A 24,532-nucleotide genomic window follows, 5' to 3' on the forward strand; every position below is an offset into this window, starting at 1 on the left:
GCTGGTGCCGGGCGCGTAGCGAAGCTCAGTCCTCAAGCGGCGATAACGCTTCAAGCGGCACCTGCTTCGCCGGCCCGATGTTGATCGCCGGCACGAAGCCCAGCAGCACGACCACAAAAATCGCAATCGCGAAGATCGAGATAAAAGTCAGGTGCAGCGACTGATGCAACACCATGCGGATCATGTCGCTGTCGGCAAGACTCGCCACCTGATTCTGCAACAGCGCCTTCAACTGATCCGACGTGACCACGGCGACGTCCTTCGAGTGGCTGAGCCCGAAGTTGAGCACCGCGCCGAACAGCGTTGCGCCCAGCGTGCTGCCGAGATTGCGCGAAAAGAGATTCGACGCGGTAGCGCTGCCGCGCTCATCCATCTTGACGATCTCCTGGATCAGCACCAGCGAACTGACGCTCGACGTGCCCATGCCGAAGCCCATGATGAGCGAGCCGAACGCGGCGATGAGCGGCGAGCCGCCAGGCTCCAGGAACAGCAACAGCACCGCGCCAATCGGTATGAACGCGCTGCCGCCGATCAGAATGCGCCGCAAGCCGATACGGTGAAATGATTTCGCCGCGAGCGTCGCGCCCGCGGGCCAGCCCACCATCATCATCGTGAGCGCCAGACCGGCGACCACCGGAGAGCGGTGCAGCACGCCCTGAACATACATCGGCAGGAAGGTGGTGGAGCCCATCAGGATCATGCCGGACAGCACGGTTGCTGCATTGCACGCGGCAATCGGCCGGCGGCTCCAGAGCGCGAACGAGATCATCGGCTCAGTTGCGCGGCGTTCCTGGAACACGAACAACAGCAGGCACAGCATGAACGCGCCGCCCGCGAGCGATGCCTTGGCGATGTCGTCGTCGCCGGCGTAAGTCAGCGCCATCATCAGCGCGGCGATCGCCGCCATGAACAGCGCCGCGCCCGCGAAGTCGATCGACGGACGCGCATGCCGTTCCGATTCGCGCAGGAACGCGATGAAGCCGGCTGCCGAGGCAAGGCCGATCGGCACGTTCATCCAGAAGATCCACGCCCACGACAGGTTGTGAATGATGAAGCCGCCCACCATCGGCCCGACCACCGCTGAAATGGCCCACACGCTGGCGAGATAACCTTGCACCTTGCCGCGTTCGCGCGCCGGATAGAGGTCGGCGACGATGGTCAGCGTGACCGGCTGGATCGCGCCCGCGCCGACGCCTTGAATCAGGCGGAATACGATCATGGCGGGCATCGACCAGGCGAAGCCGGCCAGCACCGAGCCGAGCAGAAAGATGGCGATGCCGGCAAGCATGACCGGCTTGCGTCCATAGAGATCGGCGAGCTTGCCGAATACCACGGTCATCGCGGTTTGCGTCAGCAGGAACGATGAAAAAACCCAGCTATACAGATGCAGATCGCCGAGTTGCGCGACGATCTGCGGCATGGCGGTGGAAACGATGGTGGCTTCGATGGCGACCATCGCCATTGATGCCATGACTGCGGCAATGACTAAAGGACGCGACGATTGCGGGCTGCGGGACATGGGGCGGGTAGTATTAGGATGTTGGAAGCGTCTGACGGCGTGAAAGGTGGCACACACGCCGCGACGCAAAAGCGCGGCCGCACAAAAGCGGCCGATGTCGAGTATGCACCTTGCGGAGAATGTGCGCTCTGAACGCGTGCAGCGATGGCCAGGCTCAAGTCGCTTTGATTCGGCTTTAAAGCGGCAGCCTGGTACAGCCTTTGCGCGTTCACCGCTACTTTCGCCAAATGGAGGGTCATTATGAGGATCGAATTCACCGGACGCCGTGAAGTGGTGGCAGCGGCGCGCGTCGCCTTCGAAGCCAATGTCGATGGGGCTGACGTCTGGTGCAGCGTGTCGCTGGACGCGTTGAACGACCATTTCGGCAACGCGGGACCATCGGCCCACGATCTGGTCGGTACCTTCGAGGCCAATCGCGCGCGGATTGAAAACGCTACGCGGCGGGTCCTCGAAAAAAACGGGGGACGATCCGTGGAGCTCGAAACCGCGGATTTCAACTGAGGGCTGAGCGGCCCAATTCTTGACTTAGGGGGGCGGTCCGGCATCTGCGCGCCGGGCCTGCTCCAATAGCTTTTCATTCGCAAACCACCTAGGCTTCAAAGCACCCGAACCCAATCCGCAGCACCCGCGGAGCGCGATGGATTCGTCTGACCTCATGTCCTCGCACGCGTGGAGAGCGTCATGAAATCAACTTACCGAGTCTTCGCCGTCATCGTGATCGCGCTCGCAGCATGGTGCGCGCCAGTGCGAAACGCTTTTGCTCAAGCAGCGGACAGCCTCGTGGGGTCGTGGTCGCTTGTCTCGTTGACGGTGGCGAGGAGCGGCAACGAAGTGGAATTGCTCGGTCCGCATCCGCAAGGGCAACTCGTCTTCGGCAGTGATGGGCGCTACGTGCTGCTCGTGCTGAGCTCCGATCTGCCGAAGTTCACTTCTGGGGAGAGGCAGCAAGGCACGGCGGAAGAGAACGCAAAGATCGCTCGCGGCAGCGTCGCGCATTTCGGCACGTATAGCGTGGACCCGGCGGCGCGGATTATCGTCTTTCACATTCAAAAGAGTACGTTTCCGAACTGGGACGCGGATGTCCAGCGCCGCCCATTTACACTCGACGGTGACCGGCTGACATACATCACGCCCGGCGCCTTCGGCTATGGATCGTCGAAAGTCGTGTGGCAACGAATCAAATAGCGCGCCTCGCCTGCAATCACGGTGACAATCTGAACCGCCCGGTGCGCATGAGCAACGTCATCAGGTTCAACGCGATCAAGTACATGAGCGTGAGTGGCGGACTTACGTTCGGTGGCCTCTACGCGTTGTCGAACTTGTCTTGGGCGGTGGTGTTTGCGGGCATACGATTCGCGCTGCGGTATAGTCGCGCCAACCGATCGCAGACACGCCTTGGACCTTTGCCGCGGACCCGGCAGGCTGAGGCTTTGACTATCCGGAGAATGTCGTGCAGGAAATCATAGAAGGATTCATCCGCTTTCAACGCGAAGTCTTCCCGCAGCAAAGCGCATTGTTCAAACGTTTGTCGATTGCGCAAAGTCCGCGCACGCTGTTCGTGACCTGCTCGGACAGCCGTGTCGTTCCCGAGTTATTGACCCAGGTGGAGCCCGGCGCGTTGTTCGTGATCCGCAACGCGGGCAACATCGTGCCGTCTTACGGCCCGGAGCCAGGCGGCGTGTCGGCCACCGTCGAATACGCAGTGGCGGTACTGGGTGTGCGGGATATCGTGATCTGCGGGCACTCCAATTGCGGAGCGATGACGGCGATCTGCACGTGCAAGAACCTCGACCATCTGCCGGCCGTGGCGGGTTGGCTCCGTCACGCCGACGCGGCGAAAGCGATCAACGCATCGCGAACTTATGCGTCAGATGCAGAGCGTCTCGACGCCCTGGTCAAAGACAACGTGATGGCTCAACTCGCGAACATTCGCACGCATCCGTCAGTGGCCGTGGGCCTCGCGAACAAATCGCTGCGACTGCACGGCTGGATCTTCGATATCGAAAGCGGCGCAATGCTCGCACTCGATGGGCGCACAGGAGAGTTTCTGCCGTTGGTGGACAACCCTGAAATTTATGTTGTCTAGCCGTGCATGGCGGCCCGCGAAAAGCGGGCGCGGTAAAACCGGAAAACCTCTTCGGCGTTCCGGATAGCCGCCTATACTGCCAGAGCGCCTGGAGCCGACGACACCGCTCCACCGTGTGTTGCAACGCGCGCCGATGACGCCGCTCGATGGCGCGCTACGAGTCAGGCAGCTAGCCGCCTTTCGATGCATTGGATCTTTTTCAAGGAGCCGCCATGTCGACCGAATCCGCGCACATCGATAGTTACCTGTTCGAACCGGTCGCGCTCGGGCCGCTGCAGTTGCCCAATCGCATCGTGATGGCGCCGCTGACGCGCAGTCGCGCGAAGGAGGCCGATGTGCCGAGCGAACTGGCCATCGAGTATTACGCGCAACGTGCAACAGCCGGTCTCATCATCGCCGAGGCGACGCAGATTTCACCGCAAGGCAAGGGCTATGTGTTCACGCCTGGCATTTATGACGATGCCCAGGTGCAGGCGTGGAAACATATTACCGATGCCGTGCATGCGAAGGGCGGCCATATGTACCTGCAGTTGTGGCACGTGGGCCGTATTTCTCATCCGTCGCTGCAGCCGGGTAATGCGTTGCCCGTAGCGCCGTCGGCGATCAAACCCGAAGGCCAGGCCTATACCGACGACGGCTTCGTGCCGCTCGTCACGCCGCGCGCACTTGAAACCTCGGAAATGGCGGGCATCGTCGAGCAATATCGTTTGGCCGCGCAAAACGCGAAGGCCGCCGGTTTCGATGGCGTGGAAATCCACGCGGCAAACGGCTACCTGCTCGACCAGTTTCTGCGCGACAGGACCAATCAACGAACCGATCAATATGGTGGCTCGATTGAAAATCGCGCGCGCCTGTTGCTGGAAGTGGCCGATGCCGTGACGGACGTCTGGGGTGGTGAGCACGTCGGCGTGCGTATTTCTCCGCTCAGCAGCTTCGGCGATATCGCCGACAGCGATCCCGAACCCCTTTTCACCTATGTGGTGAAGCAACTCAATGCCCGCAAGCTCGTCTACCTGCATGTCATCGAAGGCGACACGGGGGGCACGCGTGACGTCGAGGGCGGCTTCGATCTGCAGGTGTTGCGCCAGGCATTCGACGGATTGTTCATGGCAAACAATGGCTATGACAGGGAGCTCGCGCAGAAGACGCTCAAGGCAAAACGGGCAGATCTGATCGCGTTCGGCCGACCTTTTATTTCGAATCCGGATCTGGTCGAGCGGCTCCGGGTCGGCGCACCGCTAAACGAGCCGGATAAGAACACGATGTATGGCGGCGGCGCGGAAGGCTACATCGATTACCCGACGATGGACGAAGACGCGAAGCGCTGAGTGAGCCTGGGCTTCGTCACGCAGCGAACCGCAGGGCTGATTTCGTAATCGGCGCTTCCGCGCACACGCCGCTATGGGCGACGTGTGCGCCTCCTTGCATGGCTTCACCGTGCAGATCAGTCACCCGGGCTATACAGATCGAGCAGCTTGAGCGTCACCCCGTTGGTCCATCCAAAGCCGTCCTGCAGCGGATATTCGCCACCGCCGCCCCCTCCGGTGCCCGCACCTTCCACCACGTACTTTTCGACCAGCTTGTTCTCCGACGCGTAAACGCCTTTCACGTCAGCCAGAAAGCGCGTGCCGATCTGCTGCGCAAGCGCATCCTGGCCATAGCGCTTCAGGCCTTCGATCGCGACCCAGTGCAATGGCGCCCAGCCATTCGGTGCATCCCATTGCTGCGTGGTGTTGTAGGTGGTCGTCGCAAGGCCGCCCGGTTGCAGCAGGACGGACTGCACCTGCTGAGCCGTCTTTTGCGCGCGGTCCGGCCACGCCGCACCGACCCATAACGGAAACACCATCGCCGCAGTCTTGTTGTCGCGCGGCTTCGCAAGCGTCCAGTCGTAATCGCCGTAGTAGCCCTTGGCGTTCCACAAGTACCTGTTGATGCCGAGCGCCCGTTTGGCGGCGCGCTCAGCGAACTCGCCGACACAGCGGAAATCGCGCGTCTCGCCGCAGCCTTTCGCGATGGTGATTTCAAGGTGGAACATGAGGCTGTTCAGATCGACCGGGATGATCGATGTGGTGCGCACCGTCGCGAGTGTCATGTTGTCGCCGAACCAGCGGGAGCTGAAATCCCAGCCGCTCTCGGCGGTCGCCCGCAACTCGCGGTAGACCTCGTTCGGATTGCGGCCCGTTGCCTGCCTGGCGGTCTGAATGTCCTCCAGATAGGACTCGTCACGCGGCGTATCGAGTTCATCCCAGTAGCGGTTGAGCACCGTGCGATCCGGCATCACGACGACGTTGCGGGTTGCCTGACCCGGTTGCGTCGAGGTCTCTCCCTGCATCCAGTACGCATACTCCTTGCGCAGGGCCGGCAAATACTTCTGATAGACGCTGCGGCCTTCCACTTTCGCCGCCAGCGCCACCATGTACGAGAAGAACGGCGGCTGGGAACGGTCGAGGTAGTAGGTGCGATTGCCGTTCGGGATGTGGCCGAACGTATCGATCTCATAGGCGAAGTTGTCGAGCATGTTGTCGACGAGATCTTCGTGCCCCGACTCCTGCAAACCCAGCATCGTGAAGTACGTGTCCCAGTAGTAGCCCTCGCGGAAACGGCCCCCCGGCACCACGTACGGCTTCGGCAACGGGATCAGCGAACTGTTTGCCGGCGCGCTCGTCGTGGTGCGGGTGAGGGCAGGCCATAGCCAGTTGATGTGCTCGCGCAGCGTCTGATTCGCCGGGGGTGTGATGACAGGTTCGCTCGGCGGAGTGAAGTACTGGTTGACGAAGTTCGCCAGCGAAAAACCGCGATTGTTCTTCTGCTGTTCGTACAGTTGCACGATCGCGGCAGGATCGGCGTTCGGCGTTGCGTCGACGAAAGTCTTCTGGTCCGGATAAATCTGCGCGGTTTGCACGGCTATGAAAAGATCGCCGTATAGCTTGTCGGGAGCGGGAGGAAGCGTGCCGCCGACCTGGGTGTCGGCATGACAGACGCCGATGAGACTGGTGAGGAAAACGAAGCTGGAAACGGCGGATGCTTTTCTTAAACTGGCAGCGCCCAGCGGCGGGGCGAATGTCAGACGACGGGCGAGGCCGATGCGGCGCAATTGCGATGACACAATCATGTCTCCTCCTGAGGAATGGACAACAGGATTGGTCTGCCTCACGCCCTCTTTCTTTTCATGTTTGCAGGGGCGCGGGTAGCATCGCACAAAACGGAGGCCGGTTCAAACTATGCGCGAGGAATGCGCCGAGGTGCGCTGCGCAAGCCGCTGGCATTCGACTGCACCAGTCGCTCGGCAGCTTGCGCGCTGCCGAGCGACTAACTAAGCCTTCTTAAGCCTCCTTCAGTTCGACGTCACGAGCGAATCCGACGGCACGATTCTGAGTGCCCCGGGGCCCTGCGCCGCCGGGCTATGCTGGCCGGACCCGCGCCGTGCACATACTCCACCTTGATCGACGCGCGCTGTTTGTTCAGGTTTTTCCAGTCGATCGCGCGGGGCGCAGCAGGCATAATCCGTTTTCCGATTACGCCTCCCTTTCACCGGAGGCGAAACCTAAGCGACGCGCTGCTTCGCGCGTTCCCAGGAAAACCCATGCCGCCCATCACCGCCGTCCGGAATAGAGCCGTGCCGTTGCGCAGCGTCGCGCTGATTCTCGTTTCGATGTTCTGCTTCGCCCTCGTCGATGCTCTGGCGAAATCCGTGGCGCTCGCCTATCCGGCCAATGAAGTGACGTTCTTCCGGATGCTGTTCGGCTTGTTGCCTGCGGTGGCGGTTTGCCTGCGCGGCAAGCCGCTCATCGAGCGTCTCAGGCAGATGGATGTGCGTGGACAGACCTTGCGCGCGCTGACGTTACTCGGCGCGTCAGGGCTGTTCTTTGCAGGGCTGCCCTATGTGCCGCTCAGCGAAGCGGTGGCGATCGTTTACTCGGAGACTTTGCTGGTTATCGTGCTTGCACCGCTGCTTTTGAAGGAAACGCTCAAGCCGCGCGATGCGCTTGCCGCCGCGATCGGTTTTGTCGGCGTGCTGTTCGTGGTGCGTCCGGACGGTTCGCATTCGAGTTGGCTCGGTCCGGTCCTGCTGATTTCGAGCGCGTTTTTCGGTGCTTTGTCGATCATTCAGATCAAGCGGATTCGCGCCACCGACGATTCGGGCACCACGGTGCTGTACTTCACGGTGATTGGCACGATCGTCACCGGGGCATCGCTATATTTCGCGTGGCGCACGCCTTCGATCGAAGCACTCGCAGTGATGGCCTTGCTCGGTGGGTTCGCCACGGCAGGGCAGTTGCTGATGACGATGGCATTTCGACAGGCCGACGCCGGTGCGCTCGCGCCGTATAACTACACGAGCATCGTGTGGGCTGCACTGTTCGGTTACATCGTGTGGGGCGAGACGATCGGCAGCATGTCGTTGTTCGGCATTGCGTTGATTGTCGGCAGCTCGATTGCGGTCGCCGTGCGAGGCAAGCAGACTGAAGGTCCGCTTGTGTAGCTCTGCGCTGCATTCGCCGAATTCAAACGCCGGATTCAAACTCGCATTTATTGCTTCGCAGTTCAAACAATCGTCCTAGGAAAGCCTGGTCAGTAAGCTGGCTTTTTCGGACAACACGCCCTACGCAAGCGGACGAATCGACGTTTGGCGACTATAAATAGTAGATAGCACGCATCCAGCTTGCACTCTTATTCGTGCGTGACTGCGCCGGCCCGAACTCGCGGCCGTTGCGGCGGCGTCGATTGATTCGCTGCGAACCCTCTGATGAATTCGGGCCCGTTTGCGATACGGCAAACGCGCATGTCCACGATTCGAGAGGGAGACGTCATGGTTAGCGAACCCAGGAAGATCGTTCTCACGGGCCTGTTTGTCGGCGCGGTTGCGATCGCGGCTTATATTTCGCAAGCGGACAAAAGCTGGCTGTCAACGGACGAACTCGGCCTGGAGCGTGACAATGCATCTCGCACCACACGTGGCGACACGATAACTGGTTCAGTGAGTTCCGGGCCGGTCGCTGCACACAGCGATTCAGCGGCGGCCATTGCCGGGGACCTCCAGGCGGCGCGCAATAGTCTGCAGCGCAACGATCTTGTTTCCGCGCGGGCGCAACTGGACGCGGTGCGTTCAGCACATCGGGACGACGATCAGGTTCTCGCGCTGCAAAGAGAAGTCGAGGCGCGCGCGAAGCAGACGCAGCACGCGCTGGCCGTTGTGCATGGGAAGAAGCCAACGCAACAAGGGGCGAAATCGGCGCGATCTTCGGCGCCGTCTTCAGGGAAAACAGGCCACTCGCACGAAAGCTACGTAGCGACGCGCGAACACTCGAACCGTGCGTCCTCCAGTGACTCGAAGACCCGGCATGCTCCCGAAACCGCAGTAGCCGCGGTTGGCGCGGGTAGCCTGTCGAGCGGGAGAACGAGTGGCGTTGGCGCACCTGCTGCTGCGAACTCGTCATCCTCTGTTCCGGCCGAGGCGAAGGTACTCTCCAACGTAATCAACGCGCCTGCCGTGTCAGCGCCGATACGGCTGATACAGCCAACAGAGCCAACAGAGCCAACAGAGCCAACAGAGCCAACAGAGCCGACATCAGCGCCACCAGGCCCACTAACCCCACAAGCCCCACAAGCCCAGCTAACCCCGCAAGCGATACCGGCGCCATCGCCACCTCAGATCGCGCCCGCCGCCAGCACGCTGTTGAAATCCGGGAGCGGGCCAAAAACCCGCGCGCAGGTACGCGCGGAGATCGCCCGCGCCCGCGCCGACGGCAGCCTGCCCACGTTCGGCAATCCGGACCCGGCGGGCCCCGGCGGCGCACCGAGCATGACTGGCGCACCGCGTCCGTGACGCGGCTCAGCGCGCTGGTTAACGCAGCGATGCAGCGAGCCGGGCAGAACTGGGTTTGTCCGTGCAATACGATTTTTCGGCGGCTTTTAAAACTAACAATGACTATTTTCAATTTCCGAAATAATCGCCTGAATGAGTTTGTTTATCTGGCAAGATATTCCAATTTATTTCAATTGAAATTAATTGGAATATAAATCGCCCGGGATGCGTTGTTGGAAGAGATTCGCCATGCTATTTTGCGCCGGCTTGATTCTCCGGGAGAGGCATTAAATCAGGCACTTGGGGCATGCTCGCGAGAGGAGCATGCCCCATTTAATTTCTGGCGGCAGACCGGCTGTTACGTGAAATGATCGGCAATCTGAAAAATCATTTACGTCGCATAAACACAACGCTGTAATTAACTGAAAAACAGTCTTGCGATTAGTGAGATATTCTCGGCCGCTCGATAGCATCCGCTATTCGAATCAGGAGAGAAATCCATGAATAAATTCGTATTGTCGGGCCTCTCGCTCGCACTCATCGGCGCCGCGGGTGCCGCCCACGCACAAAGCTCGGTCACGCTGTACGGCCTGATCGATACGGGTCTGACCTACACCAGCAATTCGGGCGGCAGCAGCAATTTTCAGCAAGCCAGCGGCATCCTGAACGGCGACCGTTGGGGCCTGCGCGGTTCGGAAGATCTGGGCAACGGCCTGAAGGCGATCTTCGTGCTGGAAAACGGCTTCAATCTGTCGACCGGCAAGCTGGGGCAGAACAACCGTGAGTTCGGCCGTCAGGCCTTCGTCGGTCTGTCGAGCGACCAGTTCGGCTCGGTCACGCTGGGTCGCCAGTACGACAGCGTGGTCGACTATCTCGCCCCGCTCGCGCTGAACGGCACGCAATACGGCGGCACGCTCGCATCGCACCCGTACGACAACGACAACCTGAACAACTCCGTGCGTATCAACAACTCGGTCAAGTTCCAGAGTGTCGACTACGGCGGCTTAAAGTTCGGTGCGTTGTACGGCTTCTCGAATGCAGCGGGCAGCTTCGCGGACAGCCGCGCCTACAGCGTCGGCGCATCGTACGCATTCGGCGGCCTGAAGTTCGCTGCGGGCTACCTGCAACTCAACGGCGGCGGCTCGACGACCAACACGAGCGGTGCCGTGGCAAGCGGCGACTCCACGTTCAACGCGGGCCTTCAGCGCACCTATGGCGCTGGCGTGAACTACGCGTTCGGCGCGGCCAACGTCGGCCTTGTGTTCACGCAGACGCAACTGAGCAACGCAACGTCGATCGGATCTTCGGCCTCGGGCACGACGAGCGGCTTCGCGCTGACCAGCGGCAGCGCGCGCTTCACGAACTATGAAGTGAACGCACGTTACGCATTCACGCCGGCATGGACGGTGTCGGGCGCATACACGTACACCGATGCACGTCTGAACGGCGCGAGTCCGAAGTACCAGCAGATCACGTTGCAGACCGACTATGCCTTGTCCAAGCGTACCGATGTGTATGTTGAAGCGGCATACCAGCACGTCGGCAGCGTGGGGGACTCGGGCATCACGGCGGATATCGTCGGCGTGAGCCGCTCGGCGACCGATTCGCAGGTGGTCGGCACGGTGGGTATCCGTCACCGCTTCTGAGCGGCTGGTGTAGGCAGTAAGCTGTAAAGAAAGCCCGCATTTCGCGGGCTTTCCTGTTTGCCGTAGAGCAGTGAGCGCTGCAACCATGAAGGTCTCCGGCGCGCTAAACGAGAATCGCGCTCATTGTGTACCATGCAGATTGCTTCGTGCGCGCCGTGCGCTTCATGCTCGCTTCGTGCCTTGGCCCTTGCTGGTTTGCCGTGAACAGCGCTATCGGATCCGAAGCGCCTGTTATCCCCACCCCCTGTGCCGGATGAACTGACATGCAGATAGAGCCGTTTCAGATTGCCGTGCCTGACGCTGACATAGACGATCTGCGCCGGCGGATTCACGCGACACGTTGGGCACCGGCGACGCCGTCCCCTGCCTGGCAGCAGGGCGCCGATTCTGCCTGGCTGCGCGAACTCGCGCAGTACTGGGTCGACCGTTTCGATTGGCGCGAGGCGGAGCGCAGATTGAATCTGCAACCGCAATTTCTCGCCGAGGTCGACGGTCAGCGCGTGCACTTCGTGCATCGGCGCGGGGTCGGCCCGGCGTCTTATCCGCTCGTGATTACGCATGGCTGGCCGGGATCGTTTTTCGAGTTCCACGCACTGCTCGACCGGTTATGCGATCCGGGCGCATTCGGCTGTGATCCCGCCGATGCATTCGACGTCGTCGTTCCATCGCTGCCCGGTTTTGCGTTCTCGCAGGCTCCCGTAGAGCCCGGTACTTCCGCGTTTCAGGTGGCGGATTTGTGGGCTTCACTGATGCGTGGCCTCGGTTACGAGCGCTTTGGCGCCCAAGGCGGCGATCTGGGCGCCGGCGTCTCGATCGCACTCGCGGCGCGGCATCATGAGCATGTCGACGGCATTCATCTCAACTTTCTGCCGAGCTCATACGAGCCCGCGAGCGGTACCGCGCAGACACCGCTTACGCCCGCGGAGGAAGCCTATCTGCGGGAGAAGACTGAATGGGCCGCGCTGGAAGGCGGCTACGCCCATATGCACACCACGAAACCGCAAACCGTTGCGGCGTCGCTGAACGATTCGCCGGTGGGGCTCGCTGCATGGATCGGTGAGAAGTTTCGCGCGTGGAGCGATTGCGACGGCGACATCGAGCGGGTGTTTTCGAAAGACGAGTTGCTCACCAACATTTCGCTCTACTGGTACACGCAGAGTATTGGAACGGCGATGCAGATGTATTGGGAAAACCGTCTGCAGCCGATGCGCTTCGCCGAGGGGCAACGCGTCGTGCCGCCGGTCGGATTCGCCCAATTCCCAAAGGAGATCAATCACCCACCGCGCACGTGGCTCGAGCGAACCTTCAACGTCGTGCAATGGACCGACATGCCGAGCGGCGGGCATTTCGCTGCAATGGAAAAACCTGATTTGCTCGCTGCCGAGATTCGCAAGTTTTTCAGGAAGTTGCGGCGCGAGGTGCGTTGACGCCACTGTGGCGGCGCACAAGACGCCAGTTCGATAGCGACTCCGATGCGCCGCGCGGTGCGCTTGCGGATTCAATCATCAAATAAGGTCAGGACGCACCACGGCGACCATGCAGCCGCGTATGATCGACCGTCGTTGTCGCATCCGGTTTTTCGTCAGCCGACGTCTGCAACACCGCCGACTCGCCAAAACCCGATGCATCATGAAATGGCAGCTCCCGGTACGCGCCTGATTCGCGAGGACAGGCATCCGCGGCCATGGAGCAACAAGAACAATGCCGCGACGATGGGTCTGACCGCAACAGGTTTCAGAGCAGGCTCGGCGGGAAAACAAAAAAACAATGCAGAAAATGAAGGCCATCAAGCGGCGTGTCATCTACTTCACGCGCGATCCTTCGCCGGATCTATTGGCGAGTTTCGAGGAGCGCGATTGGGAGGTCGAAGTCATCGGCTCGGTTCGTGACGTACGCCAGGCCGTGGATGATGGCTCGCTGGCGGCCGGGCTGGCCGATCTGTCGAGCGTGTTCGATCCCTGTGACATTGCCGCGCTGGAAGCTTGCCTCGCGATGCCAAACATCGGCTGGGTCGCGATGACCGCCGCGCCGGAACTCGATGACGCCGCCATACGCAGGCTGGTGCGCGACTACTGCTTCGATTACGTGACACTCCCCGCTGCGAACGTCAGGATTGTCGATACGGTAGGCCATGCCTGCGGCATGATCTCGCTCGGCGAGCCGGCGTTCGTCGATACGTCCTCGGCAGAAGACGAGATGATCGGCACCTGCGATGCCATGCTCGCGTTATTCCGCTCGATCCGCAAAGTGGCCACCACCGACGCGCCCGTTTTTGTCTCCGGTGAATCCGGTACGGGCAAGGAGCTGACGGCAGCGGCGATTCACGCGCACTCGCCGCGTCGCAACGCGCCGTTCGTCGCCATCAACTGTGGTGCGATTCCGCCGCATCTGTTGCAGTCCGAGTTGTTCGGCTACGAGCGCGGCGCCTTTACCGGCGCGAATCAACGCAGAATAGGGCGCGTCGAAGCCGCGCACGGCGGCACCGTGTTTCTCGATGAAATCGGCGATCTGCCGTTCGAGAGTCAGGCGAGCCTGCTGCGCTTTCTGCAGGAAAGCACCATCGACCGCCTGGGCGGCAACGGTTCGATCGATGTCGACGTGCGCATCATCTCCGCCACGCACGTCGATATGGAGGCCGCGATCGAACACGGGCGCTTTCGTGCTGACCTGTATCACCGCTTGTGCGTGCTGAGAATCGACGAGCCGCCGCTTCGCGCGCGCGGCAAGGACATCGAACTGCTCGCGCTGTACACACTGGATCGCTACAGGAAAGATGCGAGCCGCCGGCTCTACGGTTTTTCTCCCGACGCGATCGCGGCGATGCATCAATACGACTGGCCCGGCAATGTCCGGGAACTGATCAACCGGGTTCGTCGCGCCATTGTGATGTCGGAGGGGCGCACGATTACCGCGGACGATCTCGAACTGTCGGGTTACGTCGCGACCGCGCCCCTGACGCTTGCGCAGGCACGCGAGACAGCGGAGCGGCAGGCCATCGAACTCGCGCTGCTGCGCCATCGTGGGCGGCTCGGCGACGCCGCGCGCGAACTCAGCATTTCACGCGCGACGCTGTACCGTTTGCTGGGCGCGCGTGGCATGCGGTATGGGGAAGACAGCGCCGCCGAAATGTGACACTTGAGGCGAAGATCGTGTGCGGCAGTCAGGTAACCTGTTCACTCGAATCGCGAGCGCCCATTCGGCACTGCGCCGCGCGCGCCGCCAACGCGCGCGGCGTCGTTCACATTTTCACGTCGATGCGCCCATAGACCCCATCCGCTTCGTCGTTAGGCCCCGCAGCAAAAAACAGCGTGTTGGTCGGCTGATTATCGAGTCCGTTGCCGAACGCGATACCCCAGAGCCCCTGTTGCACGAACGTGGTTCCGTTCGACAGGTTGACGGTGCCGAGGGATTGCCCGCTTGCCGGATCGAAAGCGTTGATCGTGCCGTCGCCGAAATTGCCGATCAGTATGTCGCCGCTGAAGCGGCCGAAGTTGCCCGGCGCCTGTGCGACGCCCCACGGTGCGTTCAGCGGGCCAGCCGATGCGAAGCGCTGCAGTAGCTTGCCGCCCGTATCGAATACGTCGACGAAGCCGAGCCCAGGGCCGTCTAAGTTGTCATGCGCGACTGCGTTCTGTTTGGCGTAGGTCACGAAGAGTTTTCCGCCAATTGCCTGTATGCCGAACGGCGCAAAGCCTACCGGCAGCGCAGCGTCCTGAAAGTTGCCGGACATGGCGACCTTCGCGAAGTTCTTGTCGAACACGTCGATCTTGTTGTTGTGAAAGTCGGTGGCATAGAGGAAGTTCGCCGTGCCATTGCTGGCGAGGGCGAGCCCCTTGTAGACCGCGCCACCACTGCCGTCGTCGAACATGACGATCGCGTTCGTGGGCGCGACCGCGGGCGCCCATGCGGTGATCGTGCCGCCTTCGCCGGAAAAGATAAACACGCCTACGCCGGACTTGCCACCCTGACTGACCGTGAAATCCGTCGTGCCGTTGAATACGATGCCGGTCGGATTCGCTGGGCCGCTGGTTCCGTTCGGAATGCTGACGACCAGGGATTGCGGCACGCCGTTGCCATCGTAGAGCGTGGCGACTGAGGTTCCGTTGTCGGCGACCCAGACGACACCCTTCGGATTGAACGCAATGCCCCATCCATTTTTCAGATTGGCGTCGGTGTGCGGCGCGGAAACCGCGCCATCGGAGACCAGCGTGGTCGCAGTAAATGATTGCGTATTGATCGACCCCGAACCGCCCCCGCACGCGACAAGACCCGTCAACGCCACGCCGCTCACCACGGCGCTCAACACTGTAAGCACAGACTTCATGACCGCACCTCTCTCAGGACCGATGGTTGTTGCGGTTATTGAACGTGCTGGGTGGCGGGTTTATTCCTTTGGCGGTTGAAAAATTTGATTTGATCTGAGGCGACGGCCCGGGTGCCCGTCGATCAGATCGTGCCGAACAGTGCCCGAGGACGATCCTTCAGCGTGCCCGTCAACAGCCGTAACGCACTCACGAGTTGATCGCGGCTCGTCGCGCAGGCGAGGTTGATCCGCACGCCATGTTCGATCTCCGACCTGTCCACCGCAAACGCCGAAGAAGGCATCACCACGACACCACGCGCCTTCGCATTCGCAGCAAAATCATCGGCACGCCACGGCGGCGGTAACTTAAGCCACACGAACATGCACGCTGGGTCGGTCTGCAGCAATTCCTGCGGCAGCAACTCGCGAGCCAGGTCCTGTCGCGCGCGAATTTCGGCAAGCTGCGCGTCCATGATGTGGCGCGCCGTACCATCCTCGATCCAGATCGAAGCGATCAGCATCGACATCGGCGCGGGCATCCACGCGGTGGTGCGCACCGCCTCGGCACACAGCGCGGAACTGTCCGGCGGACTCAGCAGGTAGCCGAGCCGCAAGCCGGGCGCGAGAATCTTCGAGGTCGCCGCGAGGTGGAACGTCAGTTCCGGACACAGGCTCGCAATGGTCGGCAGCCGCTGCGAAACCAGCGGCCCGTAAACGTCGTCTTCGATGATCGCTACACCGTGCCGGCGGGCAATGTCGACGAGCGCCATGCGGCGCTCGAGACTCATCGTCGTCACGGTCGGGTTCTGCAGATTCGGTACGGTGAAAATCGCCTTCACCGGCATACGGCGGCAGGCATGCTCCACCTCGTCGGTCAGCAAGCCCTCGCGGTCGCTTGGAATGCCGACGATCTCGAACTGGAACACTGGAGCCAGTGCTTTCAACCCGTAGTAGGTGAGTTGATCGGCGAGGATTACGCCGTCGGTGCCGATCAGGCTGTTCAGCACCGCATACAAGCCGTGCTGCGCACCGCTCGTGACCACCACGTGATCGGGCGCCGGTGTGAAGCCCGGCGCGGCCATCCAGCGGGCGCCGGCGGCGCGCGCCCAGGCGGGACCTTGCGGCGGCTGGTACTCCTGCAATTGCGGATAACGCGGATCGCGCGGCAATTCTGCCAGCGTGCGTGCGAGGCAGTTCAGGAATTCGCCGGTGGCCGGCCGGTTGACGGTCAGGTCGATCGCCGCGTTGCTGGCCGGCGGCGCAGGGTCGACGCTCGGCATGGCACCGCCGGTGACGAGCGAGCCGCGCCGTTTGCTGCCGATCACCAGTCCGCGCAACTGCAATTCCTTGTACGCGCGGGAGACCGTCGACACATTGATGCCCAGTTCGGTAGCCAGTTGCCGCTGCGGCGGCAGGCGGCTGCCCGGCGGATAGACGCCGCTGCGAATCTCGTTCTCGATCGAGCTGGACACCTCGACATAGGTGGAACGCTTCGTCTGCGCCGGCGCCCCGTTGGCCCCACGCGCTGTGTCTTTGCCAGAAGCCATAAGAACTGATGTCTCCATACAAAATCGACTTTGTCCGCGATTGTGCGGAATTTTGCCGATTCTATACCAGACAAGCGCCGCCGCAACGCCTAAAAACGGCGCTCCAGAACGGTTGGCGTCCGGTGCGCCCGTGTTTGCAAGGACTGCGCCATAGGCCATCCAGGGAAAATGCCAGGGCCACACAATGTGAGTTTTAATTGCACACAAAAAAATATTGTGTGATTCTGATTGCCAGAGTTTGTCTGGTGGCGTGCGTGCCATGGCGTCGCCGGGCAGTGTCCTGATTCTGTCCGCAGGAGTTTCCAGATGAGTTTTCCGCAGTCTCCTCCAGCCTCATCCGCGCCGAAGCCTGGCGCGCTGGCGAGTGAGCGGCATGTCACGATGCACGCGCTCTCGGGCGACGGCTGCGAAATGCAAGGACGCGAGTGATGCCGGAGATTGCCATCATCGGTGCGGGATTCATCGGCCTCGCGAGCGCTGCGGCGCTGATGCGCGACGGCCATCGAGTCACGCTGTTCGATCCGGCCGGCGTGGGGCAGGGTGCGTCCTTCGGCAACGCGGGGACCTTCGCGCACTATGCGTGCATTCCGGTCAACAACCCGTCCGTGTTTCGCGATTTGCCGCGCTTTCTGTTATCGAACGACAGCCCGTTCAGATTGCGTTGGGGTTACCTGCCGCACCTCGCCCCGTGGCTCGCGCGTTTCATGATGAGCTCGCTGCCGCGGCGCTATGAGGCGAGCGCCACGGCACTCGCCGCGTTGCTCGATCAGGCGCAGGACGGATATGCGCCGCTGCTTGCAGACGCGGAACTGGCGCGTTTCGTCCGGCCCCGCGAATGTCTCTATCTGTACTCGAACGCAGCTTCGTTCGATGCCGCGCGTCCTGCACTCGATCTGCGCCGCCAGTTAGGCGTTGCCTTCGACGTGCTGGGCGGCAGCGACATCCGTGCGCTCGAACCGTCGCTCGCGCCGATATTCGAGCGCGGCGTATTGTTCAGTAACAGTTGGCATTTCTCAAATCCACATGGCTTTCTGCAGACGCTTTATCTGCAGCTTGCCGACCAGGGGCTGACACTGCAGCGCTCGACCGTCGACGCAGTGCAGCCTGCGGCTGACGGCGCGAGCGTGACGATCGAAGGCGCCGCGCGCCGCTTCAGTCACGTTGTGATCGCCACTGGCGCGCGCTCCGCCCAATTCGCCAAACAATGCGGCGACGCGGTTCCGCTCGACACGGAGCGCGGCTATCACGTCCGCTTTCCCGGCGCGCAACAACTGGTTTCGCGACCGGTCGGCTGGGCCGAGCGCGGCTTTTACATGACGCCGATGAGCGACGGCCTGCGCGTCGCCGGCACGGTCGAACTGGCGGGTTTTGGCGACACGCGCAACCGCTCGCTGATCGATCTGTTGACGTTTTCTTCGAAACGCGCGTTACCCGCGCTCGATAAGCCGGATAGCAGTTGGCTCGGGTTTCGTCCGACGTTGCCGGACGGTGTGCCGGTGCTCGGACGCTCGCGTGTGAGCGAACGGGTGATCTACGCATTCGGCCATCAGCATCTCGGACTGACGTTAGCGGGGGTGAGCGGGCGCATCGTCGCCGATCTGATCGCGCAGCGGGCGCCGCCGCTCGATCTCGCGCCTTACTCGGCCACGCGCTTTTGACTTTCGTAGAGGTTTTGACCGCACCGATTTTCTTGTTTCACGACTAGCACCGCAGGACGGATTCGACGCGTCGCGCATCGGATCGGCCAACCTACACATCGCGCGACGTTACATCTCGCAAGGAGCGCATCATGAATCGCCGCAATTGGCTGTTGAGTGCCACAGTTTGTGCACTCGTCACGTATCTACCGTCTGCGTGGGCGGCCGATCCTGAAGTCGTCAAGATCGGTTTCGTCGGACCGTTGACCGGACCGGTTGCACGGGTCGGCAAGGATCTGCAGTATGGCGCGCAATTAGCGCTCGATGAAGAGAACGCGAAACATCCGGTGATCGGCGGAAAACCGGTCAAATTCGTGCTCGATGTGCAGGACGATCAGGCGGACCCGCGCGTGGCGATTCAGGTCGCGCAGAAACTGGTCGACGACGGCGTAGTCGGCGTGATCGGTCACTACAACTCGGGGTGTAGCATTCCGGCGTCGACGGTCTATCACCAGGCGAACATTGCGATGATCACGCCGGGCTCCACCAATCCGCAACTCACCAAACAAGGCTACAAGAACGTGTTCCGCACCATGGGGCACGACGGCATTGGCGGTGTCGTGGCGGGGCATTTCGTGGTGGAGCAGATGAAGGCGAAGCGCATCGGCATCATCGATGACCGTACGGCATTCGGGCAAGGGCTCGCGGATGCGTTCGAAAAGGGCGCAAAGGAAGCGAATGGCAATATCGTCGATCGTGAGTTCACGAATGACAAGGCCGTGGATTTTCGCGCCATTCTGACGACGCTCAAGAGCAAGAACGTCGATCTGATTTTCTTCGGCGGTCTGGATGAACAGGGCGCGATGCTGGTCAAGCAGATGCGCTCGCTCGGCATGCAAGCGCAACTGTTCGGCGCGGGTGCGCTGAAGAGCAATGCGTTCCTGCAGATCGCCGGCACGGCAGGTGACGGTACTCAGGATCTCGAGCCGGGTCCGGCGCTCGACAAGCTGCCTGCCGCGCAGGAGTTCGGCAAGCGCTACAAGGCGCGTTTCAATCAGGATGTCGAACTGTACGCACCGTTTGCGTACGACGCCGCGCTCGCCATGATCAAGGCGATTCACGAGGCCGATTCGCTCGATCGCGCGAAGATCGTCGACAGCCTGTCGAAAGTGAAGGTTACCGGTGTAACCGGCAACATCACCTTTGACCCGTATGGCGATCTGATCAAGCCGCCGTACACGCTGTTTCAGGTCCAGCAAGGACAATGGAAGAGCATCAAGACGGTGGGCGGCAGCGGAGCATAGTTCTCTGCCAGAAGCTGCCGGCGGTTCTGCGGTTATGAGGGCGGGAAAAATCCGTGATACCGGGAATTGCCGGCAGCGGTGGGTTCAGCGAGGTGACCGGTGGCGCCCACCGACAGAAGCGTTTCCAGGGTTCCCGCCCGATTCGACACAAATGTCCACTGCGCGGCTGCGTCTTGCGATTCCGGCGTCGCGCGAATCTTGCGCAGGGCAGTCAGCAGCGCCTCGCTATCCGGCGAAATCATGACAAAGCCTTCGTTCGCGAGCGCGGCATGGTTCAGTCCCAGTTCGAGGCATACCTGCATGCGCAGCGGCGCCTCGAGCTGATTCGCGCGACGCGACTGCTCGACGCGTTCGACGGTCGTAGCATCGACAAGGATTCCGTGCCTTTGCAGCGGCGTCTTCTGCCACGCATCTGAAGGGCACGCCTTGTTTTCCGGTGCCAGCACGACGAAAGGATTGATTTCAGCGGGATAGATCCGGCACACCAGCGGTCTTTGTTCGTAGATTCCGCAGCGCATGTCGGCGCCCAGATTGGGGCAGGCTCCATCGAACGCCGCGGCGAGAACGATCGAGATACGGACAGGCAGGCTTCCGCTCATTGCAGGCGAAGAACGCGCCCGTTTGTACTCAGCTTGCGCATTGCCCGGCTCGGGCTCGACGGGCCACGGTATGGCCTCGCAGATGAGTTCCATGTGGCCGCCGCGCTCCAGCCAGGTGATAGCCTCGGCAATCGTCAGTGCCAGGCGCAAATCGTGGCAGCATTTGCCGCATGCAGTGCATTCGAAATTGATGTCGTTCACGTTAAATTCCTCGTCGCAAGAGTCTACGCGGGTCTTAGTCGAGGCGGAGGAAAGATTCTGACTGTGAATCCGATAAATTTTTGCTGTGGACTCGCCGCGCTGCCCAAGGTCCCTGCCTGGCGGCGGTTTGCGCCTGTACGCTTGATCTCTTTTCGTTCATGCGGCGCATGGCGTCGCCGGCCAGCCGAGGCACAATAGAAACCGATCGTCGTCCGATGGCCTACAGTCGGATGGCATGTTGATTTCTAGAAGCTTTCGATGCGAGGCCGACAGCATGACTGCATCCATCACGCTGGTCCTGTTCGACATGGAGGGCGTCCTGTCCCACTACGACCGTTCGGCGCGGGTCGATCGTCTGGCGGCAATTTCCGGGCAGACGCCTGAGGCTGTACGGCACGCGATCTGGGGTTCCGGGCTCGAAGCTCGTGCCGACGCGGGGCAGATCAGCGACGACGACTATCTGGCCGCGCTCGGCGAACTGCTGAATTATCCCGTCAGTCGGGAAGACTGGCTGAGCGCGCGCCACGCATCGATCACGCCGAATGAAGAAGTGCTCGCACTCGCCGAACGCGTCGCCGAACACCACCGGATCGCCGTGCTCACCAACAACTGCCGCCTGCTCACCGACCATATCGGCTTTCTGAATCCACCGGTCGCGCAACTGTTCGGTCCGCACGTCTATGCGTCCGCCGCGTTCGGCGCAGCGAAGCCGGCCGCTCAAACCTATCTTCGCTGCGTGGAGCAACTCGGTGTTCCAGCGGCCGAAACGCTCTTCGTCGACGATACGGATGCCAACGTGGCCGGCGCACGCGACGCCGGTCTGCAGGGATACAAGTTTGTCAGTGCAGAAGCGTTGTCGGCGGAGCTGGAGCGTTGCGGATTGATCGAGCGGACGTGAGGCGGCCGGGATGCGCGGTTAACCGTACTGCTAGCCGTTGAGGTCCGGATTATTCTGCGCGAGTTCGTGAACCCACTCGCTAAATACCCGCACGCACATGCTCAGGCGACGATGCGGATACAGCAAGGAAAGAGGCAGAGGCGGGCATGGGTAGGCGCGCAGGATTTCGCGCAACGCGCCGGCCTGGATCGCTTTTGCGACCATGAAGCGCGGAACCTGAATCATCCCCAATCCTTCGATTGCGGACATCACATACACCAGTCCTTCGTTGACCGCGAGTATGCCGTCCAGTGGTTTTCTGACCCGCGCTCCGTCCACTTGAACCTCTAATGGATAGGTACGCCCCGTGCGCGCGGAAAAGTAATTGACGGCTCGATGGCGGTCGAGGTCGTCGGGCGTGGCGGGTTCGCCCATCTGCTCGAGATACGCCGGCGCGGCGCAGATGCTCATGCGGACACTGCCGATCGGCCGCGCGACGAGATTCGAATCGTCGAGCACGCCGATCCGGATCACGCAATCGACGCCTTCCTGCATGAGATCGACGTTGCGGTCGCCCAGTCCCAGCTTCACGGTGATGTCCGGGAAGCGCGCATAGAAATCGCGCATGGCGGGCAGCAGCACGTTAGCGGCAAAAGTGGCGGACGTATCCACCCGAATCGTGCCGCGCGGGTTCAACCGCTTGTTCGACAACGCGGACTCGGCGTCGGAGACCTCGGCCAGAATGCGCGTGCAGTATTCATAGTAGAGCGCGCCGTCGTCGGTGACCTGCACGCTGCGCGTGGTGCGATTCAGCAGGCGTACCCCCAGATGGCTCTCCAGATTCTGCACGAGCGTCGACACCGACGCGCGCGGCATCTCCAGCGAATCGGCCGCCTTCGAAAAGCTCGATGCATCGACGACACGCTTGAACACTGCCATGCCTTGAAGAAGGTCCATACCGGCTTGTCCTCTCGAATGTGACCGATCCGCAGTCTAGAACGGACTGGCGATGGGCCGCAAACAGGAGTGCGCGCGCCGTGGCTCGCTCACAAAAAATCTTGACACCGTTCGTTCACTGCCTATAGTTCACCATATGGCAAAGTCTCCAGTCAGTCAACTCGATCGTACGTTTTCCGCCCTCGTGGACCCGACACGCCGGGCCATCCTCGCTCGCCTTGAGCGGGAGCCCGGCCTGTCGATTACGGAAATCGCGCGGCCACTGCCGCTCAAGCTTCCGGCGGTCATGAAGCACCTCGACGTGCTGAGCGACGCGGGTCTGGTGGCGCGTACCAAGAGCGGACGGACCGTTTCGGTCGATCTGGTCGCAGGGCCGATGGAGGAGGCGATGGCATGGTTGAGGCGCTATGAGCGCTTCTGGTCCGCGAGCCTCGACCGGCTTGCCGATTTTGTGGAGGGACACGAGGAATGACCCAGGAAAAGCCGAGCCTGACTATCGTGCGGCGCATCAAAGCCCCGCCAGCCCGAGTTTATGCAGCGTGGACGATATCCGAACTGATGGCGCGCTGGTGGGGGCCTGACGCGGGGCCAGTGCTCAGCGCCGAAGCCGATCCGCGCGTGGGCGGCCAATTTCGCGTGGTGTTCCAGACACTGGACGGCAAAACGCACGACTGCCGCGGCGAATACCTGGAAGTCGAAACGGACCGCAAGCTCGTCTTTACGTGGGAGTGGGTCACCACCCCCGAGTGGCGCTCGCTCGTCACCATCAGGCTGCGCCCCATTGAAGACGGAACCGAGCTCACTCTCACGCACGCGCAGTTCTTCGACGAGGCCGAACGCGACGCTCATCAGACCGGCTGGAGCCCCGCATTGGATAAGCTCGACGCGTTCGTGGCGCAACCGGAAGTCGAAGACAACTGACGCTGACGCGCATCGGAAACGAACTCAACTCATACCGAGGTTGAATATGAAGCTCTATTACGCTGAAACACTGGCTCCACGGAAAACCTGTGCAGTAGCGAAATATTTAGGCTTGCCGATTGACTATGCCTTGGTCGATCTGACGAAGGGCGAGCAGAGCAAGCCGGGCTATCTGGCGATCAATCCGAATGGCAAGGTGCCGTGCCTCGTCGACGGCGAGCGAATCATCTGGGAAGCGGACGCGATCATCAGCCATTTCGCGCAGCGTGCAGAGTCCGACCTCTGGCCGCGTGATGACCGGCAGATCGATGTTCTGCGCTGGTTCAGCTGGAACAGCCACCATTTTTATCCGCACGCCGGCGCGCTTTACTTCGAGTCCATCATCAAGCCGATGTTTGCACTCGGCGGACCCGACTCGTCGAAAGTCGCTGAAGAACAGGGCATGTTTCGGAAGTCTGCCCGCGTGCTCAACCAGCAACTCAAAGGTCGCAAATGGCTGCTCGGAGACGGCCTGAGCGTCGCGGATTTTTCCGTTGCCATCGCGCTGCCTTATGCGAAAAAAGCCGCCATGCCGCTCGATGAGTTTCCGGAAATACAGCGCTGGCACGATCAGCTGAACACCATCGAAGCATGGCGCAATCCGTTTCCGGTGCGCTCGGAGACTTCCGGCACTTCCGCTGCGAACGCTGCGCTCCACGCCTGAAGGCACGACTATGTGCTGCGCGATCGTTGCAGTCGCCATGACTTTGCTCGCCAGTTGGCGTAGCGTGTCGGGCACGCTGATCGGCCGTGCCGGGCGTCTGCGCCGAATCGCGATCGTGTTGATCGCGATCGGCGCTGCCGCCGGCTCCGCGTTGGCGGCCGATCAATTCGCCGATGTCCGCGGCGGACAGTCGTCGTTCTATGCGCGCCTGAGTGCGATGCCGATTTGCGGCCACTTCATTCGTTAATGGTTTATTTTCTTTCGTGGACTCAACAGCTAGTTAATTTTAAAAACATTGGCTGTCGCCACGTCTAATAGCACACTCCGCACTGCAATAAAATAAAGTTTCTCGTAGAAATGTGCGCGTATCCCGCCTTTAGAGTATTAACTCTGCCGATTACTTCATCCATTCTATTTGCATACGTA

The 24,532-nt window shown here is 61.4% G+C and carries 23 protein-coding genes; 17 read left to right on the forward strand and 6 right to left on the reverse strand.

The genetic code is table 11. From position 1 onward, the window contains the following. Positions 1–25 precede the first annotated feature (25 nt). Positions 26–1,519 (reverse strand): MDR family MFS transporter, encoded by a 1,494-nt coding sequence (locus tag P3T25_RS05290; RefSeq protein WP_408518232.1) that lies wholly within the window; start codon positions 1,517–1,519, stop codon positions 26–28. 240 nt (positions 1,520–1,759) lie between these two features. Here P3T25_RS05290 and P3T25_RS05295 point away from each other — a divergent pair, with 240 nt between their 5' ends. From P3T25_RS05295 to P3T25_RS05310, 4 genes are all read left to right on the forward strand, one after another. Continuing rightward, on the forward strand, positions 1,760–2,020 hold the full coding sequence (locus tag P3T25_RS05295; protein WP_154560487.1) for a DUF1488 domain-containing protein: 261 nt from the start codon (positions 1,760–1,762) through the stop codon (positions 2,018–2,020). 180 nt (positions 2,021–2,200) lie between these two features. Next, the gene (locus P3T25_RS05300; RefSeq protein WP_429357660.1) at positions 2,201–2,704 is read left to right on the forward strand and encodes a lipocalin-like domain-containing protein; all 504 of its coding nucleotides are present in this window, start codon (positions 2,201–2,203) and stop codon (positions 2,702–2,704) included. Positions 2,705–2,969: 265 nt separating this feature from the next. Beyond that, positions 2,970–3,605, forward strand: a complete 636-nt coding sequence (locus P3T25_RS05305) for a carbonic anhydrase (RefSeq protein ID WP_429357661.1) — start codon at positions 2,970–2,972, stop codon at positions 3,603–3,605. A 212-nt stretch (positions 3,606–3,817) separates the two neighbouring features. After that, positions 3,818–4,933 (forward strand): alkene reductase, encoded by a 1,116-nt coding sequence (locus P3T25_RS05310; protein WP_171927119.1) that lies wholly within the window; start codon positions 3,818–3,820, stop codon positions 4,931–4,933. Positions 4,934–5,049: 116 nt separating this feature from the next. On the opposite strand, the gene treA is transcribed toward P3T25_RS05310, so the two are convergent. After that, positions 5,050–6,717 carry an alpha,alpha-trehalase TreA gene (gene treA / locus P3T25_RS05315; RefSeq protein ID WP_429357662.1) on the reverse strand — a complete coding sequence of 556 codons (1,668 nt, stop codon included), beginning with the start codon at positions 6,715–6,717 and terminating at the stop codon, positions 5,050–5,052. 471 nt (positions 6,718–7,188) lie between these two features. On the opposite strand from treA, the gene P3T25_RS05320 reads away from it, so the two are divergent. From P3T25_RS05320 to P3T25_RS05340, 5 genes are all read left to right on the forward strand, one after another. Continuing rightward, positions 7,189–8,088: a DMT family transporter gene (locus P3T25_RS05320; protein ID WP_154560483.1), complete on the forward strand. Its 900-nt coding sequence runs from the start codon at positions 7,189–7,191 to the stop codon at positions 8,086–8,088. A 1,008-nt stretch (positions 8,089–9,096) separates the two neighbouring features. Further along, positions 9,097–9,432 carry a DUF4148 domain-containing protein gene (locus P3T25_RS05325; RefSeq protein WP_429357700.1) on the forward strand — a complete coding sequence of 112 codons (336 nt, stop codon included), beginning with the start codon at positions 9,097–9,099 and terminating at the stop codon, positions 9,430–9,432. Between the two features lie 479 nt (positions 9,433–9,911). Further along, positions 9,912–11,057 (forward strand): porin, encoded by a 1,146-nt coding sequence (locus P3T25_RS05330; RefSeq protein ID WP_266239256.1) that lies wholly within the window; start codon positions 9,912–9,914, stop codon positions 11,055–11,057. A 263-nt stretch (positions 11,058–11,320) separates the two neighbouring features. Next, positions 11,321–12,484, forward strand: coding sequence for an epoxide hydrolase family protein (locus tag P3T25_RS05335; protein ID WP_154560480.1), 1,164 nt, complete (start codon positions 11,321–11,323; stop codon positions 12,482–12,484). Between the two features lie 349 nt (positions 12,485–12,833). Then, positions 12,834–14,189, forward strand: a complete 1,356-nt coding sequence (locus P3T25_RS05340) for a sigma 54-interacting transcriptional regulator (protein WP_429357701.1) — start codon at positions 12,834–12,836, stop codon at positions 14,187–14,189. Between the two features lie 106 nt (positions 14,190–14,295). Here the strand turns inward: P3T25_RS05340 and P3T25_RS05345 are convergent, their stop codons facing one another. Together P3T25_RS05345 and P3T25_RS05350 are read right to left on the reverse strand one after the other, a co-directional pair. Beyond that, entirely contained in the window at positions 14,296–15,381 is a 1,086-nt protein-coding gene (locus P3T25_RS05345) for a TIGR03118 family protein (RefSeq protein ID WP_154560479.1), read from the reverse strand. 122 nt (positions 15,382–15,503) lie between these two features. Then, positions 15,504–16,907 carry a PLP-dependent aminotransferase family protein gene (locus P3T25_RS05350; protein ID WP_154560478.1) on the reverse strand — a complete coding sequence of 468 codons (1,404 nt, stop codon included), beginning with the start codon at positions 16,905–16,907 and terminating at the stop codon, positions 15,504–15,506. A 306-nt stretch (positions 16,908–17,213) separates the two neighbouring features. On the opposite strand from P3T25_RS05350, the gene P3T25_RS05355 reads away from it, so the two are divergent. The 3 genes from P3T25_RS05355 to P3T25_RS05365 all read left to right on the forward strand — a co-directional run bounded on the left by P3T25_RS05355 (position 17,214) and on the right by P3T25_RS05365 (position 19,848). Beyond that, positions 17,214–17,336, forward strand: coding sequence for a hypothetical protein (locus P3T25_RS05355; protein ID WP_266239258.1), 123 nt, complete (start codon positions 17,214–17,216; stop codon positions 17,334–17,336). Continuing rightward, entirely contained in the window at positions 17,336–18,565 is a 1,230-nt protein-coding gene (locus P3T25_RS05360) for an NAD(P)/FAD-dependent oxidoreductase (protein ID WP_171927114.1), read from the forward strand. The genes P3T25_RS05355 and P3T25_RS05360 overlap by 1 nt, the downstream gene beginning before the upstream one ends. Positions 18,566–18,696: 131 nt before the next feature. Further along, positions 18,697–19,848, forward strand: coding sequence for a branched-chain amino acid ABC transporter substrate-binding protein (locus tag P3T25_RS05365; RefSeq protein WP_171927113.1), 1,152 nt, complete (start codon positions 18,697–18,699; stop codon positions 19,846–19,848). A gap of 32 nt (positions 19,849–19,880) precedes the next feature. On the opposite strand, the gene P3T25_RS05370 is transcribed toward P3T25_RS05365, so the two are convergent. After that, complete coding sequence (locus P3T25_RS05370) at positions 19,881–20,648, reverse strand: YkgJ family cysteine cluster protein (protein WP_171927144.1); 768 nt, start codon at positions 20,646–20,648, stop codon at positions 19,881–19,883. 274 nt (positions 20,649–20,922) lie between these two features. Here P3T25_RS05370 and P3T25_RS05375 point away from each other — a divergent pair, with 274 nt between their 5' ends. Then, a complete protein-coding gene (locus tag P3T25_RS05375) occupies positions 20,923–21,546 on the forward strand; it encodes an HAD family hydrolase (RefSeq protein ID WP_266239259.1) in 624 nt (207 codons plus the stop codon). A gap of 30 nt (positions 21,547–21,576) precedes the next feature. Here the strand turns inward: P3T25_RS05375 and P3T25_RS05380 are convergent, their stop codons facing one another. Continuing rightward, a complete protein-coding gene (locus P3T25_RS05380) occupies positions 21,577–22,482 on the reverse strand; it encodes a LysR family transcriptional regulator (RefSeq protein ID WP_171927111.1) in 906 nt (301 codons plus the stop codon). A gap of 136 nt (positions 22,483–22,618) precedes the next feature. Here P3T25_RS05380 and P3T25_RS05385 point away from each other — a divergent pair, with 136 nt between their 5' ends. The 4 genes from P3T25_RS05385 to P3T25_RS05400 are packed head-to-tail and all read left to right on the forward strand — an operon-like array spanning position 22,619 to position 24,353. Then, positions 22,619–22,954, forward strand: a complete 336-nt coding sequence (locus P3T25_RS05385; protein WP_154560473.1) for an ArsR/SmtB family transcription factor — start codon at positions 22,619–22,621, stop codon at positions 22,952–22,954. Beyond that, positions 22,951–23,403 carry an SRPBCC family protein gene (locus P3T25_RS05390; protein ID WP_429357663.1) on the forward strand — a complete coding sequence of 151 codons (453 nt, stop codon included), beginning with the start codon at positions 22,951–22,953 and terminating at the stop codon, positions 23,401–23,403. The genes P3T25_RS05385 and P3T25_RS05390 overlap by 4 nt, the downstream gene beginning before the upstream one ends. A 46-nt stretch (positions 23,404–23,449) precedes the next feature. Then, positions 23,450–24,106 (forward strand): glutathione S-transferase family protein, encoded by a 657-nt coding sequence (locus P3T25_RS05395; RefSeq protein ID WP_154560471.1) that lies wholly within the window; start codon positions 23,450–23,452, stop codon positions 24,104–24,106. A 37-nt stretch (positions 24,107–24,143) separates the two neighbouring features. Next, entirely contained in the window at positions 24,144–24,353 is a 210-nt protein-coding gene (locus tag P3T25_RS05400; protein WP_154560470.1) for a hypothetical protein, read from the forward strand. Positions 24,354–24,532 lie beyond the last annotated feature (179 nt).

The sequence above is a fragment of the Paraburkholderia sp. GAS32 genome, from assembly GCF_050434225.1.
Taxonomy (GTDB): Bacteria; Pseudomonadota; Gammaproteobacteria; order Burkholderiales; family Burkholderiaceae; genus Paraburkholderia; species Paraburkholderia madseniana.

Bases quoted from the DNA above. Each gene is read 5' to 3' on its own strand.
- P3T25_RS05350 (WP_154560478.1), bottom strand. From the start codon at position 16,907: ATGGCTTCTGGCAAAGACACAGCGCGTGGGGCCAACGGGGCGCCGGCG.
- P3T25_RS05345 (WP_154560479.1), bottom strand. From the start codon at position 15,381: ATGAAGTCTGTGCTTACAGTGTTGAGCGCCGTGGTGAGCGGCGTGGCG.
- P3T25_RS05375 (WP_266239259.1), top strand. From the start codon at position 20,923: ATGACTGCATCCATCACGCTGGTCCTGTTCGACATGGAGGGCGTCCTG.
- P3T25_RS05295 (WP_154560487.1), top strand. From the start codon at position 1,760: ATGAGGATCGAATTCACCGGACGCCGTGAAGTGGTGGCAGCGGCGCGC.
- treA (WP_429357662.1), bottom strand. From the start codon at position 6,717: ATGATTGTGTCATCGCAATTGCGCCGCATCGGCCTCGCCCGTCGTCTG.
- P3T25_RS05395 (WP_154560471.1), top strand. From the start codon at position 23,450: ATGAAGCTCTATTACGCTGAAACACTGGCTCCACGGAAAACCTGTGCA.
- P3T25_RS05390 (WP_429357663.1), top strand. From the start codon at position 22,951: ATGACCCAGGAAAAGCCGAGCCTGACTATCGTGCGGCGCATCAAAGCC.
- P3T25_RS05365 (WP_171927113.1), top strand. From the start codon at position 18,697: ATGAATCGCCGCAATTGGCTGTTGAGTGCCACAGTTTGTGCACTCGTC.
- P3T25_RS05340 (WP_429357701.1), top strand. From the start codon at position 12,834: ATGAAGGCCATCAAGCGGCGTGTCATCTACTTCACGCGCGATCCTTCG.
- P3T25_RS05385 (WP_154560473.1), top strand. From the start codon at position 22,619: ATGGCAAAGTCTCCAGTCAGTCAACTCGATCGTACGTTTTCCGCCCTC.
- P3T25_RS05320 (WP_154560483.1), top strand. From the start codon at position 7,189: ATGCCGCCCATCACCGCCGTCCGGAATAGAGCCGTGCCGTTGCGCAGC.
- P3T25_RS05360 (WP_171927114.1), top strand. From the start codon at position 17,336: ATGCCGGAGATTGCCATCATCGGTGCGGGATTCATCGGCCTCGCGAGC.
- P3T25_RS05400 (WP_154560470.1), top strand. From the start codon at position 24,144: ATGACTTTGCTCGCCAGTTGGCGTAGCGTGTCGGGCACGCTGATCGGC.
- P3T25_RS05330 (WP_266239256.1), top strand. From the start codon at position 9,912: ATGAATAAATTCGTATTGTCGGGCCTCTCGCTCGCACTCATCGGCGCC.
- P3T25_RS05300 (WP_429357660.1), top strand. From the start codon at position 2,201: ATGAAATCAACTTACCGAGTCTTCGCCGTCATCGTGATCGCGCTCGCA.
- P3T25_RS05290 (WP_408518232.1), bottom strand. From the start codon at position 1,519: ATGTCCCGCAGCCCGCAATCGTCGCGTCCTTTAGTCATTGCCGCAGTC.
- P3T25_RS05355 (WP_266239258.1), top strand. From the start codon at position 17,214: ATGAGTTTTCCGCAGTCTCCTCCAGCCTCATCCGCGCCGAAGCCTGGC.
- P3T25_RS05310 (WP_171927119.1), top strand. From the start codon at position 3,818: ATGTCGACCGAATCCGCGCACATCGATAGTTACCTGTTCGAACCGGTC.
- P3T25_RS05335 (WP_154560480.1), top strand. From the start codon at position 11,321: ATGCAGATAGAGCCGTTTCAGATTGCCGTGCCTGACGCTGACATAGAC.
- P3T25_RS05380 (WP_171927111.1), bottom strand. From the start codon at position 22,482: ATGGACCTTCTTCAAGGCATGGCAGTGTTCAAGCGTGTCGTCGATGCA.